The sequence below is a fragment of the Domibacillus sp. A3M-37 genome (assembly GCF_024213455.1).
GTDB lineage: Bacteria > Bacillota > Bacilli > Bacillales > Domibacillaceae > Domibacillus > Domibacillus tundrae.
In genome coordinates, this window is the sequence record NZ_JANAVL010000004.1 from 78,636 (window position 1) to 91,887 (window position 13,252).

At 45.2% G+C, this 13,252-nt stretch carries 12 protein-coding genes; 10 read left to right on the forward strand and 2 right to left on the reverse strand.

Features of this window, described 5'->3' with window-relative positions; translation table 11 throughout:
* The first annotated feature begins 197 nt into the window (after positions 1 to 197).
* Both NLX67_RS08750 and argH read left to right on the forward strand, forming a co-directional pair.
* Positions 198 to 1,400: an argininosuccinate synthase gene (locus NLX67_RS08750; protein WP_046178568.1), complete on the forward strand. Its 1,203-nt coding sequence runs from the start codon at positions 198 to 200 to the stop codon at positions 1,398 to 1,400.
* Positions 1,401 to 1,402: 2 nt separating this feature from the next.
* Positions 1,403 to 2,779, forward strand: a complete 1,377-nt coding sequence (gene argH / locus NLX67_RS08755) for an argininosuccinate lyase (RefSeq protein WP_254311436.1) — start codon at positions 1,403 to 1,405, stop codon at positions 2,777 to 2,779.
* 164 nt (positions 2,780 to 2,943) lie between these two features.
* On the opposite strand, the gene NLX67_RS08760 is transcribed toward argH, so the two are convergent.
* Positions 2,944 to 3,393 carry a universal stress protein gene (locus tag NLX67_RS08760; RefSeq protein WP_254311437.1) on the reverse strand — a complete coding sequence of 150 codons (450 nt, stop codon included), beginning with the start codon at positions 3,391 to 3,393 and terminating at the stop codon, positions 2,944 to 2,946.
* Between the two features lie 153 nt (positions 3,394 to 3,546).
* On the opposite strand from NLX67_RS08760, the gene NLX67_RS08765 reads away from it, so the two are divergent.
* Together NLX67_RS08765 and NLX67_RS08770 are read left to right on the forward strand one after the other, a co-directional pair.
* A complete protein-coding gene (locus NLX67_RS08765; RefSeq protein WP_046178571.1) occupies positions 3,547 to 4,227 on the forward strand; it encodes a metal-dependent hydrolase in 681 nt (226 codons plus the stop codon).
* Positions 4,228 to 4,325: 98 nt separating this feature from the next.
* Positions 4,326 to 5,639, forward strand: coding sequence for a CBS domain-containing protein (locus NLX67_RS08770; protein WP_046178572.1), 1,314 nt, complete (start codon positions 4,326 to 4,328; stop codon positions 5,637 to 5,639).
* A 214-nt stretch (positions 5,640 to 5,853) separates the two neighbouring features.
* Here NLX67_RS08770 and NLX67_RS08775 read toward each other — a convergent pair whose 3' ends face one another.
* Positions 5,854 to 6,162, reverse strand: coding sequence for a YtpI family protein (locus NLX67_RS08775; RefSeq protein ID WP_046178573.1), 309 nt, complete (start codon positions 6,160 to 6,162; stop codon positions 5,854 to 5,856).
* A 96-nt stretch (positions 6,163 to 6,258) separates the two neighbouring features.
* Here NLX67_RS08775 and NLX67_RS08780 point away from each other — a divergent pair, with 96 nt between their 5' ends.
* From NLX67_RS08780 to accA, 6 genes are all read left to right on the forward strand, one after another.
* Positions 6,259 to 7,191, forward strand: a complete 933-nt coding sequence (locus tag NLX67_RS08780) for a DHH family phosphoesterase (protein ID WP_046178574.1) — start codon at positions 6,259 to 6,261, stop codon at positions 7,189 to 7,191.
* A gap of 77 nt (positions 7,192 to 7,268) precedes the next feature.
* A complete protein-coding gene (gene dnaE, locus NLX67_RS08785) occupies positions 7,269 to 10,535 on the forward strand; it encodes a DNA polymerase III subunit alpha (RefSeq protein WP_254311439.1) in 3,267 nt (1,088 codons plus the stop codon).
* Between the two features lie 87 nt (positions 10,536 to 10,622).
* Positions 10,623 to 10,817 carry a hypothetical protein gene (locus tag NLX67_RS22945; RefSeq protein WP_046178576.1) on the forward strand — a complete coding sequence of 65 codons (195 nt, stop codon included), beginning with the start codon at positions 10,623 to 10,625 and terminating at the stop codon, positions 10,815 to 10,817.
* Entirely contained in the window at positions 10,818 to 11,351 is a 534-nt protein-coding gene (locus NLX67_RS08795) for a FadR/GntR family transcriptional regulator (RefSeq protein ID WP_254311441.1), read from the forward strand.
* Positions 11,352 to 11,378: 27 nt separating this feature from the next.
* Complete coding sequence (gene accD / locus NLX67_RS08800; protein WP_046178931.1) at positions 11,379 to 12,239, forward strand: acetyl-CoA carboxylase, carboxyltransferase subunit beta; 861 nt, start codon at positions 11,379 to 11,381, stop codon at positions 12,237 to 12,239.
* Positions 12,236 to 13,207: an acetyl-CoA carboxylase carboxyl transferase subunit alpha gene (accA, locus tag NLX67_RS08805; protein ID WP_046178577.1), complete on the forward strand. Its 972-nt coding sequence runs from the start codon at positions 12,236 to 12,238 to the stop codon at positions 13,205 to 13,207. The genes accD and accA overlap by 4 nt, the downstream gene beginning before the upstream one ends.
* Positions 13,208 to 13,252: the final 45 nt, after the last annotated feature.

Consider the following 13,252-nt stretch of genomic DNA (forward strand, 5'->3'; position numbering starts at 1 on the left):
AGTGAAACAAATATAAAATAGCAAAACGGTCGAATATACAAGATTTCTACATAAATACACAAAAAACTGTATTTTTTTCAGGAAACCACTTGAAAGGGCCTTTGGAAAATGATATTCTTTATACATATTAACAGAATAAAAATTAATTCGCATGAATAATTATACTGGTATTTGCAATTATGAGGAGGAAATAATAGATGGGTAAGAAAGTTGTTCTCGCATATTCAGGTGGTCTTGATACATCCGTCGCGATTCCGTGGCTTAAAGGAAAAGGATACGATGTTGTCGCAGTATGCCTCGATGTCGGCGAAGGAAAAGACCTTGAATTTATTAAAAACAAAGCACTTCAAGTAGGTGCAGTTGAGAGTTACATGATCGACGCGAAAAAAGAATTTGCGGAAGATTTTGCACTGATTGCCTTGCAGGGACACACATGGTACGAAAATAAGTATCCGGTTGTATCCGCGTTATCACGTCCGCTTATTTCAAAGAAATTAGTTGAAATCGCGGAGCAGGAAAATGCAACAGCTGTGGCGCATGGCTGCACAGGGAAAGGGAATGACCAGGTTCGTTTTGAAGTAGCAATCCGTGCGTTAAACCCAGACTTGGAAGTTCTTGCACCAGTCCGTGACTGGGCTTGGTCGCGTGAAGAAGAAATCGAATATGCAAAGCAGAACAATGTGCCGGTTCCAATCGGAAAAGAAAGTCCGTTTTCGATTGACCAAAACCTATGGGGTCGTGCCAACGAGTGTGGTGCTTTAGAAGATCCTTGGGCAGCACCCCCGCTGGATGCGTATGACTTAACAGCGCATTTAGAAGATACACCGGATACACCAGATATTATCGAAATCGATTTTGAAGAAGGTGTTCCAACAGCTGTAAACGGCGAAAAAATGGAGCTTGCTGAGTTGATACTTCATTTAAATGAAGTGGCAGGCAAGCACGGGATTGGCCGTATTGACCACATTGAAAACCGTCTTATCGGCATCAAATCACGCGAAGTGTATGAAACACCGGGCGCAACAACGCTTATTACTGCACACAAAGAGCTTGAAGACATTACACTTGTAAAAGAACTTGCTCACTTTAAGCCGGTTATCGAAAAGCGTTTAACTGAAATCATTTATGATGGTCTTTGGTTCAACCCGATTCGTGAATCACTTGTGGCTTTCTTAAAAGACACGCAGAAATATGTAACAGGTACAGTGCGTGTGAAACTCTTTAAAGGACACGCAATTGTTGAAGGAAGAAAATCGCCGTATTCATTGTATGATGAAAGCTTGGCAACTTATTCTAAAGACGATGCGTTTGACCATGCTTCAGCGGTTGGCTTTATCAACTTATATGGTCTGCCAACAGTTGTCAGCTCGCGTGTTCATAAAGCGAAGGGGCTTAAGTAATCATGACGAAAAAGTTATGGGGCGGTCGGTTCCAAAAATCAGCAGAAGAGTGGGTAGACGAATTCGGAGCGTCCATCTCATTTGACCAGGAGCTCGTTTTCGAAGATATCGAAGGCAGCATCGCCCACGTGACAATGCTTGGTGAAACAGGCATTTTAACAACAGAAGAAATGGATCAGATCAAGTCAGGACTTGAGGCTTTAAAGAAGAAAGCCGAAGCCGGTGAAATCGAATTTTCGGTTTCGCTTGAAGACATTCATTTAAATTTAGAAAAAGCATTGATTGATTCAATCGGTCCAGTTGGCGGAAAGCTTCATACCGGAAGAAGCCGGAATGATCAAGTCGCAACGGATATGCATTTGTACTTGAAGAAGCAAGTGAAAGACATTATCGGGTTAATCAGCCAGTTCCAGTCGGTTTTAGTGGAGAAAGCCGACAAACATAAAGAAACGATCGCGCCAGGCTACACGCATTTGCAGCGGGCGCAGCCAATTTCATTTGGTCATCATTTAATGACGTATTTCTGGATGCTGCAGCGCGATAAAGAACGGTATACGGAAGCGTTGAAACGAATTGATATGTCTCCGCTCGGGGCGGGGGCGCTTGCCGGCACAACGTTTCCGATTGACCGTCAGCGTTCAGCAGAGCTGCTTGGCTTTGCAGGCGTATATCAGAACAGTATGGATGCAGTAAGTGACCGCGATTTCATTCTCGAATTTTTAAGTGCATCGTCGATTTTAATGATGCATATGTCCCGTTTTGCGGAAGAGATCATTCTTTGGTCCAGCCAGGAGTTTCGCTTCATCGAGATGGATGATACGTTTTCAACCGGCTCAAGTATTATGCCGCAAAAGAAAAATCCAGACATGGCGGAGCTGATACGCGGCAAAACAGGCCGTGTATACGGCAACTTGTTCAGCCTGCTGACGATTTTAAAAGGACTGCCGCTTGCCTATAACAAAGATATGCAAGAAGATAAAGAGGGCATGTTTGATACCGTCCATACGGTTCTCGGTTCTCTGAAAATTTTCGCCGGCATGGTCGATACAATGGCGGTGAACGAAGACCGCATGAAAGACGCTGTGCAAAATGATTTCTCCAATGCGACAGAGCTTGCGGATTACCTGGCAGCAAAAGGCATTCCGTTCCGTGAAGCGCATGAAATCACCGGCAAGCTTGTATTTACGTGCATTCAAAAAGGATGCTTCCTGCTTGATTTGTCGATCGAAGAGTTGAAAGAAGCATCGAACGTAATCGAAGAAGATATTTACGGCGTTCTATCACCGTATGAAGCAGTCAAGAGAAGGAAGTCTCTCGGCGGCACTGGGTTTGACCAAGTCGAAAACCAAATTCAAGCGGCAAGAGAACTGCTAAAATAAAAAAGCGTAAGGCGCCTGCTTATCGGCGATAAGCATAAGACTAGGACTGCCGGAGGTGCTTTTTGTCTCCAGAAGGGCTTGGCTTATGACCGCGAGCCGATGGAGCCTGGAGCTGGATTAACAAAAAAACCGCCAAAGAAGTGGCGGTTTTTTTATGCATGCGGTTATTCATCGATATCATCAGTACGGACAATTAATACGTCACAGTTGGCTGCACGTGTAATATGCTCGGAAACGCTTCCAATCAAAAAACGTTCCATTGCGTTTAATCCCGTGGCACCACAGATGATCAAATCCGCTTCTACTTGTTTCGCTACATCCTTGGGGATAATTGATTTAGGAGAGCCATATTCGACAAACGTATTTACATGTGTCACACCAGCTGTTTCCGCTTCTTTTTTGTAATCATCAAGAAGCTCGTTTCCGTACTTTGTTGCGCGTTCAGCAATAGAGCGGTCATATGCCTCGATTGCGGCAAACGAACGGGTGTCAATGACATGAACAAGATTTAACGAAGCACCATTTCGTTTTGCAATTTGGACAGATTTTTTAAAGGCCCATTCCGCTTCTTTTGATCCGTCAACGGCTACTAATACGTGCTTATACTTTAACATAAGTCATTCCCCCCTTATACCTTCATTTTACAGCAAAAGCATCAAATAAAAAGTGATAAGTCTAACATTTCTGAAAGTTTTACCAGAAAGGTTTAAATGGTTTGTAAGGAGGGGAAAGTTATGTGACGCAATGCAAAAGGAAGGGGTCGAAATATGAAAGTATCTTATCACGGACATTCAATTGTTAAAATTGAATCAAATGGAAAAACGGTTTTGGTCGATCCATTTATTAACGGAAACGAATTGACGGATTTAAAAGCAGACGAACAAAATCCTGACTTTATCGTGCTGACGCATGGACATGGCGACCACGTAGGCGATACGCTCGAGATTGCCAAGCGAAGCGGTGCCCTTGTCATTGCGGTGAATGAGCTAGCGCTTTATTTACAGCACCAAGGTGTTAATGCGCATCCTATGCACATAGGCGGCAGCCGTGAGTTTGAATTTGGGAAAATTAAATTTACACAGGCGTTTCACGGCTCTGGTCTTCAGCAGGAAGACGGAACGTTTTTATACATGGGTATGCCGGCTGGGGTTCTCATCATGAATGAAGGGAAAACCGTCTATCATGCAGGTGATACCGGATTATTTTCCGACATGAAATTAATTGCTGCACGTCATCCAATCGATTTGGCTTTTTTGCCAATCGGCGATAACTTTACAATGGGACCGGACGACGCGGCGATAGCGGCGGAATTTTTGCAGGCGAAAACAGTTGTGCCGATTCATTACGATACGTTCCCGCCAATTAAGCAAAATCCGGAAGACTTCACGTCGAAAGTGAAAAACGGCAGCGGCAAAGTGATGAATCCCGGAGATGTGATTGAATTATAAAAGCGGAGCTGTCTCAATTGAGGCGGCTTCTTTTTTTTCGCCTTGTTTTGGTCTATAATTAAGAAAGGAATGAGAGCCGAAAGGGACGGGTGGAGCCATTGATAACGAAACACGAACAAATTCTTCAATACATTGAGGAATTGCCGATCGGCGAAAAGATTTCCGTCCGCCAAATTGCCAAGGCACTTTCGCTCAGTGAAGGAACGGCCTACCGGGCGATTAAAGATGCCGAGACAAAAGGAATGGTCAGCTCGATTGAGCGGGTCGGGACAATCCGGATTGAGCAAAAGAAAAAAGAAAACATTGAAAAGCTGACGTTTGCGGAAGTCGTCAATATTGTCGATGGACAAGTGCTTGGCGGACGAAACGGATTACATAAAACATTAAATAAATTTGTCATCGGCGCGATGCAGCTTGAAGCGATGATGCGCTATACAGGACCCGGTAACTTATTAATTGTCGGAAACCGGGTAAAAGCCCATGAACTTGCTCTGCAGGCTGGTGCAGCTGTTTTGATTACCGGTGGATTTGAAGCGGGCGATGACCTGAAAAAACTGGCGGATGACTTAGAGATTCCAGTTATCTCGACAAGCTACGACACGTTCACCGTTGCGGCCATGATTAACAGGGCTATTTACGATCAGCTTATCAAAAAAGAAATCGTGCTCGTTGGTGATATTTTAACGCCGGTTGAAAGCAGTGTTTTTTTGGAGCTAGGTGATACGGTCGGGGACTGGCTTGATAAAAACAGAGAAACATCGCATAGCCGATTTCCAGTCGTTGATGAACATTTAAAGGTATTTGGCATGGTGACAGCGAAAGATATAATGGGAAGCGGGCGGGAAATGCTCGTTGATAAAGTGATGACGAAGCATCCGATTACGGTTACGCTTAAAACGAGTGTTGCTTCGGCTGCGCATATGATGATTTGGGAAGGAATTGAATTGCTGCCAGTCATTGATGAGCAAAACCGCTTGCAAGGGATCGTCAGCCGACAGGACGTCATGAAAGCGATGCAGATGGCGCAGCGTCAGCCTCAAGCGGCCGAAACGCTCGATGATACGATCGCCAAACAGCTTATTTTGCCGGAAGACCAGGAAGCGGGCAGCGGCTATCAATTTGACGTAACCCCGCAAATGACCAATCAGCTCGGCACCATTTCATACGGTGTTTTTACAACGATTGTCACGGAAGCGGCAAATCGGGCATTGCGCGCCCATAAACGCGGCGATCTCGTCGTTGAAAATATTACAATCTATTTTTTAAAGCCGGTTCAAATGGAATCAACACTTACTATTTTTCCAAAAGTACTGGAGATCGGCCGTAAATTTGGGAAAGTAGATGTGGAAGTGTACAACGCGGGTGTGCTGGCAGGCAAAGTAATGATGATGTGCCAATTAATTGACCGTTAACAACGATAGGATCAAAGGCTAAGAAGCGCGGCATCATGCCGCAACACCTTTATGACGTCCAAGCGCAAAGGCGGCCGTTCAGGCTCGGCAGGCATAAGACGGACCAGCGAAGGGGCGCTCTTTGCCACACAGCTGTGACGGCTTATGACCGAGGGTCTGGCCGCCTGAAGCTGGACATAAAAAAAACAGGCTGATATGCCTGCTTTTCCGTCCGTTATCGATCCAGTTCTTCCGCTTCCTGTCGAGCAAACGGCAAATAGTGCTTATACATTTTGAAGCCTGCAATCATACTGGCGAATCCATATAATATAAAAACAGCCGCGACAATATAAGCGGTTGTTGTTTGCTGAATGAGCAGCGTATTGACGCCAAACATACCGACAAACAGTCCAAGCACCATGCTGGACTTGGCAGACAGCCATTTTCGTTCCATTGGCCGACTGCTGCGGACATACTGGACTTTATAAAACAAATAAAAAATAAACGATAAAACAATAATCACGACTAAAAAGAAATTAGGCATCCAACATATTCCTCCGTTTTTTCACTCTCGTTTTATTGTAACGGGAATAGCGGCGGATTTCCACTGGAAACGGGCCTATAGAGAAGGGGAAAAGATTTGAAACAACACATTATCGACAAAATTAAGGAATATGACACAATCATTCTTCATCGCCATGTGCGTCCCGATCCAGATGCATACGGATCGCAGGGAGGCCTTGCGGAAATCATTAAAGCAACATTTCCTGAAAAAACAGTTTATACTGTTGGCGAAGAAGAACCAACCCTTTATTTTATGCGCCGTCTTGACCAAATTGAAGACAGTGTGTATGAAAATGCGCTTGTGATCGTATGTGACACAGCAAACCAGGCACGGATTTGTGATCAGCGCTTCAAGCTCGGAAAAGAGATCATTAAAATCGACCATCATCCAAATGAAGATCCATACGGTGATTTGCTTTGGGTCGACGTGGACGCTGCAGCGTGCAGCCAAATGATTTATGAGCTGTATAAAACGTCTGAAGGTCAGCTGAAAATGAGTGACGCCGCGGCGCGCCTCCTATATGCAGGCATTGTCAGCGATACAGGACGGTTTTTATATTCATCGACAACGATTGATACGATGCAGTATGCTGGCGAACTCATGCAATATGCATTTGACCGTCAGGAACTGTTTAACAATATGTATGAGAAAGATGCGCATGTGTTGAAATTAGAAGGCTACATTTTGCAGCATTTTGACATAGACGATTCCGGTGTTGCTGAAGTCCGTTTGACAAAAGAGCTGCTTGAAAAATTTCAAGCGACACAAGCGGAAACATCGCTTCTCGTCAGCATTTTAGGCAGTGTCAAAGGCATTCGGTCCTGGGTGTTTTTCATAGAAGAAGAGGACCAGATTCGCGTACGGTTCCGTTCAAAAGGGCCCGTTATTAATGGGCTGGCCATGAAATATGGCGGCGGCGGCCATCCGCTTGCTGCAGGTGCAAGCGTTTATTCCTGGGAAGAGGCAGATCAAGTGCTGGCCGATTTAAAAACACTTGTTGCTGAGTAATAAAAGGAGAATTTTTTCTCCTTTCTTTTTATATTAAAAGAAGAACATACATTCACATAACCGGAAGGAGTGAGAAAATGGTTATCCATCTGGAAACGGAAACGGCATACAGCTTTCGAGGGGCGACACTTACACCGGATAAGATTGCTCAAAGAGCGCAGGAAATGGGCAGCATGGCAGTTGGACTGACGGACTGGAACAATCTGCATGCGGCAGTTCCTTTTTACCTTGCCTGCAAAAAGCGGAATGTTAAGCCTATTATGGGATTAAAAGCAGAAGTGGAAGCCCAGCAGGTGAGCGGGCAAGCTTTTCCACTTCTTTTGTATGCACAGAATAATATCGGCTTTTCCAACTTGATCAAAATTGCAAGTGCTTTGCAAACGAAAGCGAAAAGCGGCCTCCCGCTGCGATGGCTTAATGGATATGCTGAGGGAATCATTGCGGTGCTTCCCGGACTGGATGGCGATCCTTCCGAAGAAGCGGCAGCTCACTTTAAGAAGGTGTTCAGCCATTTTTATATTGGGCTTCGAGGGAACAGCGGTGAGCGATTTTTAATTGAGAAGGCGAGAGAAACCGGCATTCCGATTGTTGCGATCGGCAACGTGCAATATGCAGATGCAGAAGGTGCTTTTGCGTCCAAATGCTTGCAGGCGATTCGAGACAACCGGCTCATTAAAGCAGAAGAAGAATTAGCGGAAGCGGCATATGCGTTTGCGTCAAGCGCACAATTAAAAGATACATACAAAGAGATGCCAGAAGCAATCGAAAACACAGCGGTCATTGCTGGGCTTTGCCATGTAAACATTGAATTTGGCAGTCGCCTCATCCCCTCTTTTCCACTGCCCGATGGGGAAAACGCTGACGACCGGCTAAAGGCGTTGTGTATGGAGAATCTTTCGGAACAAAACAGCCTGTACACAAAGCGGCTTTTCTATGAGTTGTCGGTTATCAGCAAAATGAATTTCAGCGACTATTTTTTAATTGTTCATGATTTTATGCAGTTTGCGAAAAAGCAAGGCATGCTGACAGGTCCGGGGCGGGGGTCGGCTGCTGGGTCACTCGTTGCTTTTGCATTAGGCATCACGGCTGTAGATCCCATTCAGTACGATCTTTTATTTGAGCGGTTTTTAAACCCGGAGCGGATCACCATGCCGGATATTGATATTGATTTTCCTGATCACCGCCGAGATGAAGTCATTCGCTATATCGCTGAGAAATATGGAGCTGTTCATGCCGCGCAAATTGTAACATTCGGCACGCTGTCAGCAAAAGCGGTTATGCGTGATACGGCGCGCATCTTCGGCTTTAACACAGCGGAATTGTCCCGGTTATCCAAGCTGATTCCGTCTATGCCCGGAACAAAGCTTTCACAAATTAACTTAAGCAGTTGGCGCGCTGAATCAGCGGTAAATGAGCGGATTTATCAAGCAGCGCTTCATTTGGAGGGACTGCCACGCCATACGTCCACGCATGCAGCTGGCGTGATTATTTCAGAAAAACCGCTGACGGATCATGTGCCGATTATGGACGGGCACGATGGCGTTTATTTAACGCAATATCCGATGGAGCCGCTTGAAATGCTCGGATTGCTAAAAATGGATCTGCTCGGTTTACGTAATTTGACGACGATAGAGCGGATTTTATCTTCCATTAAAAGAAAAACGGGCAAAAAAATTGATTTATTATCTCTTGAACTTGATGACCCACTCGTTTTTCAGTTGCTTGGCCGCGGGAAAACAGCTGGTATTTTTCAGTTTGAATCCGACGGGATGAGAAACGTGCTTATGAAGCTGCAGCCAAATCGGTTTGAAGATATGGTTGCGGTCAATGCATTGTACCGTCCCGGTCCAATGGAGCAAATCCCATTGTACATTAAACGTCGTCATGAACAAGAAGAGATCGGGTATTCACATCCAATTTTAAAAGAAATTTTGGAGCCAACGTATGGGATTATCGTGTACCAGGAACAAATTATTCAAATCGCTGTTAAATTGGCCGGCTTTTCACCGGGGGAGGCTGATTTGCTTCGCCGTGCTGTGAGCAAAAAGAAAAAAGAAACGCTGGAAAAAGAAAGGGTCCATTTTGTCAACGGCGCCAAACAAAATGGCATTAATGAAAAAACGGCTGTTTACGTGTATGACTTAATTGTCCGGTTCGCCGATTACGGATTTAACCGGAGCCATGCGGTCGCATACAGTATGATCGCGTACTGGCTGGCTTGGCTCAAGGCGCATTATCCAGCACATTTTCTTGCCGCCCTGCTTCAATCACAAACTGGAAATGAAGAGAAATTGCGGCAATACGCCATAGAAGCAGCTGAATACAACCTTGATTTTCTTGCCCCATCCGTCAATTCTAGCAATTTTTCGTTTCAAGCGGATTCTGATGGTATTCGATTCGGCCTCGTACCAGTAAAAGGTGTCGGGCAGTCAGCAGCTACGGCCATCATTGACGAGCGGAAAAAGGGCCATTTTCATGACTTATTTGATTTTTGTCAGCGTGTGCCGGCCGGTGTCGTTAATCGAAAGGTGATTGAATCATTAATTTATGCCGGGGCGATGGATGAATTTGGTCAAGATCGCGCAGTGCTTCTGGCCAGTATTGATGCCGCTTTTGAACATGCAGCGCTCATCCAGCCCGACGAAGGAAGTTTATTTGAGGGGCTCGGCGTTTCTTTTCATCCGAAATATGCAGATGTACCGGAGCTGGCAAGTGATACAAAGCTTGAAAAAGAAAAAGAAATGCTAGGTCTGTATATATCGGATCATCCGGTAGCAACGTATCGTCCGATGCTGAGCCAGGCAGGGGTCATTCCGCTGGCAGAGCTTAGGAAGAGCCGGGGCATCATCATTGCTGGAATGGTCGGTCCCATTCGTGAAATTCGGACGAAGAAAGGGGATAAAATGGCATTTTCGTCTCTTATCGATGAAACAGGTGAGAAAGAGATCGTTTTGTTCCCAGACATATATCGGAAATTCGGATCATTTATCGAAAAAGGAAAAGTCTTACTGGCGGCTGGATCGACAGAAGAAAGAAACGGCACGCTTCAAGTTATTGTTCAGACTGTAGAACCAATTAAAGAAGGATTGAACAAAGCCATTGAAGAAAAACAAACGCTTTACATTCAACTGCAGGAAGGAAAAGGAGAAAGCCGACTGGCAGAATGGGTAATTGACGAATTGCAGCGCTATCCAGGCCGTGCAGCTGTGGTCATTCATTACGAGCGGACGAAAGAGACAGTAAGGCTCGGTCCGAAATATAGGGTGTCGCCAATAAATAAATTGATAGATGAATTAAAAAAAGAGTGCGGAGCGCAAAACGTCGTCCTTAAATCATTTGTCTAACCTTTACAATTTCGTTTGAATCGTTTAAAGTATTATAGTGAATTGTGTGGTCTGACCACTCGGGTGACAACAAAGGGAGATGTCGATATGTCAAATCGGGAAGAAGCACTCCAGATGCATAAAGAAAACCATGGGAAATTGTCAACTGGGATTAAAACAGTTGTGAAGAATACAAAAGATTTAAGCCTTGCGTACTCGCCTGTTATAGCACGCCGTAAAGTAAATCCAGAAGATGTGCGTCAAAAAACAATGAAGCTATCATTGATTGGAAAAGGTGAATAAATGATAGAGTCAGCACGTCCGCCTTCAAAATTTTTGGCAGCTATTGCGCAAATTCAAGAAATGATTAAAACAGACCGTTTTCAATCCGGGGATAAAATTCCCTCGGAACGCGAATTGTCAGACCGGCTTTCAATCGGGCGTTCATCGGTTCGAGAAGCGCTGAGGGCTTTGGAGCTTTTGGGGCTCATTGAAACACGGCGCGGTGAGGGGACTTTTCTCCGCGATTTTAAAGATCATCAGCTTGTCCCGCTCATTGGCACCTTTATTTTTGATGGTGATCAAAACAAAGAAGACGTACGTGATGTCAAAGCGATCTTGGAATTGGGCTGTCTCGCTATCTTATCTAGAAAATCCGGCTTCGATTTTAATGAAGCAGGGGACTCTTTTCAGCAGCAAATAGAAGCAGCGGATAACCGTCTTCTCAAAAATATATGGATGATTATTTCCGATTACGCCGGGAGCGATACAGGCAATGAACGTCTTGAAGAAATGCTGGCTGCGGCTAAACAAATCAATTATTCAGAGCGCCAGTAAAGGGGTGGAACAGTGGCGATTAAAAATATGTTCACGAAACAAAAACCAAAAAAAATAAAATATGCAACGATTCCGTCAGAGGCAGCAAAACAAGATGTCCCTGAAGGTATTATGCAAAAATGCCCGAAATGCAAGAAAATTATGTACACAAGAGAATTACAAAAAAATCTCCATGTTTGTTTTGGGTGTGGCTATCATTACCCGATGAGAGCGCATGAACGCATTAAAAGTCTTCTTGATGAAGGCTCCTTCCGTGAACTCGATGCCGGGTTATCAACAGCCAATCCGCTTCAATTTCCGGATTATGAAGAAAAAATAGCAGCTGATCGAAAGAAAACCGGCTTAAATGAAGCGATTGTGACAGGTGTCGGATCGATTGATGGCTATCCGTCCGCTTTTGCATTTATGGACTCGTCGTTTCGGATGGGCAGCATGGGTTCAGTCGTCGGTGAAAAAATCACGCGAGCTGTTGAAGAAGCGATTCGTCTGCGGATTCCCTTTATTATTTTTACGGCTTCTGGCGGTGCTCGTATGCAGGAAGGGGTTTTGTCCCTTATGCAAATGGCAAAGACTGGTGCTGCGTTTAAACGGCTCAGTGATCGCGGCGGCTTGATTGTTTCGGTCATGACTCATCCGACAACGGGCGGCGTATCGGCAAGCTTTGCGTCGTTAGGAGACTTCAATTTTGCGGAGCCTGGGGCGCTGATTGGGTTTGCAGGACGGCGGATTATTGAGCAGACGATTCGTGAAAAGCTGCCAGAAGATTTTCAGACGGCTGAATTTTTGCTTAAGTGCGGTCAGCTTGATGCTGTTTTGCATAGAAGTGAAATGAAAGAAAAGCTTTCATTTTTGCTCGATATTCATCAAACGGGCGGTGGAGAAAGATGACAGGACTTGAATTTGAAAAGCCGGTTCGTGATCTACAAGAAAAAATTGCGGAATTGAAAAAGTTCACTTCCACATCAGAGGTGGATTTATCTGACGAAATTGAAAAGCTGGAGCTGCGCTTAAAGAAACTGGAAGATGATATTTACAACAGCATGACGCCTTGGGATCGCGTGCAAATGGCACGTCATCCGAACCGGCCGACGACACTGGATTATATTTCATACCTGTTTGAAGGCTTTTTTGAGCTGCATGGAGACCGCACATACGGCGATGATGCAGCGATTGTCGCGGGGATCGCGAAGTACCATGGTCAGCCGGTAACTGTTATCGGCCATCAGCGTGGCCGTGATACGAAAGAAAACATTCAGCGGACATTCGGTATGCCTCATCCGGAAGGATACCGGAAAGCATTACGTCTCATGAAGCAGGCAGAGAAATTTAATCGCCCGATTATTTGTTTAATTGATACAAAAGGAGCGTACCCGGGAAAAGCAGCGGAGGAACGTGGACAGAGCGAAGCGATTGCCCGCAATATTTTTGAAATGGCCGGCTTGACGGTCCCCGTTATTTGTGTCGTAATTGGCGAAGGGGGAAGCGGCGGAGCATTAGCACTTGGTGTAGGCGATCGGTTATTTATGCTTGAAAACTCTACATATTCTGTTATTTCACCGGAAGGGGCTGCTGCTCTTTTATGGAAAGATGCGGGCCTCGCGAAACGTGCAGCCGAAACGATGAAAATTACAGCTCCAGATTTACGTGCACTTGGCATTGTGGATGAAATCATTCCGGAAGTGCGCGGCGGTGCGCACCGTGATGCGAAAAGGCAAGCTGAGCTGATGGATGAAGTCCTGAAGCCGGCGATTAAACAGCTGCTAACGATGGAACAAACTTCTCTTGTTGACCAGCGGTATGAAAAATATAAACGGATTGGCGGCTACGCCGAACAAACAACCGGCCTGAAGGATTAACTTTCAGAGCCGGTTTTTTCAGTAATCTTATGCAAACATGAATTT

Excerpts from the sequence above, each read along its gene's own strand:
- dnaE (WP_254311439.1), top strand. The coding sequence starts at position 7,269 with ATGGTTATCCATCTGGAAACGGAAACGGCATACAGCTTTCGAGGGGCG.
- argH (WP_254311436.1), top strand. The coding sequence starts at position 1,403 with ATGACGAAAAAGTTATGGGGCGGTCGGTTCCAAAAATCAGCAGAAGAG.
- NLX67_RS08775 (WP_046178573.1), bottom strand. The coding sequence starts at position 6,162 with ATGCCTAATTTCTTTTTAGTCGTGATTATTGTTTTATCGTTTATTTTT.
- accA (WP_046178577.1), top strand. The coding sequence starts at position 12,236 with ATGACAGGACTTGAATTTGAAAAGCCGGTTCGTGATCTACAAGAAAAA.
- accD (WP_046178931.1), top strand. The coding sequence starts at position 11,379 with ATGTTCACGAAACAAAAACCAAAAAAAATAAAATATGCAACGATTCCG.
- NLX67_RS08760 (WP_254311437.1), bottom strand. The coding sequence starts at position 3,393 with ATGTTAAAGTATAAGCACGTATTAGTAGCCGTTGACGGATCAAAAGAA.
- NLX67_RS22945 (WP_046178576.1), top strand. The coding sequence starts at position 10,623 with ATGTCAAATCGGGAAGAAGCACTCCAGATGCATAAAGAAAACCATGGG.
- NLX67_RS08765 (WP_046178571.1), top strand. The coding sequence starts at position 3,547 with ATGAAAGTATCTTATCACGGACATTCAATTGTTAAAATTGAATCAAAT.
- NLX67_RS08750 (WP_046178568.1), top strand. The coding sequence starts at position 198 with ATGGGTAAGAAAGTTGTTCTCGCATATTCAGGTGGTCTTGATACATCC.
- NLX67_RS08795 (WP_254311441.1), top strand. The coding sequence starts at position 10,818 with ATGATAGAGTCAGCACGTCCGCCTTCAAAATTTTTGGCAGCTATTGCG.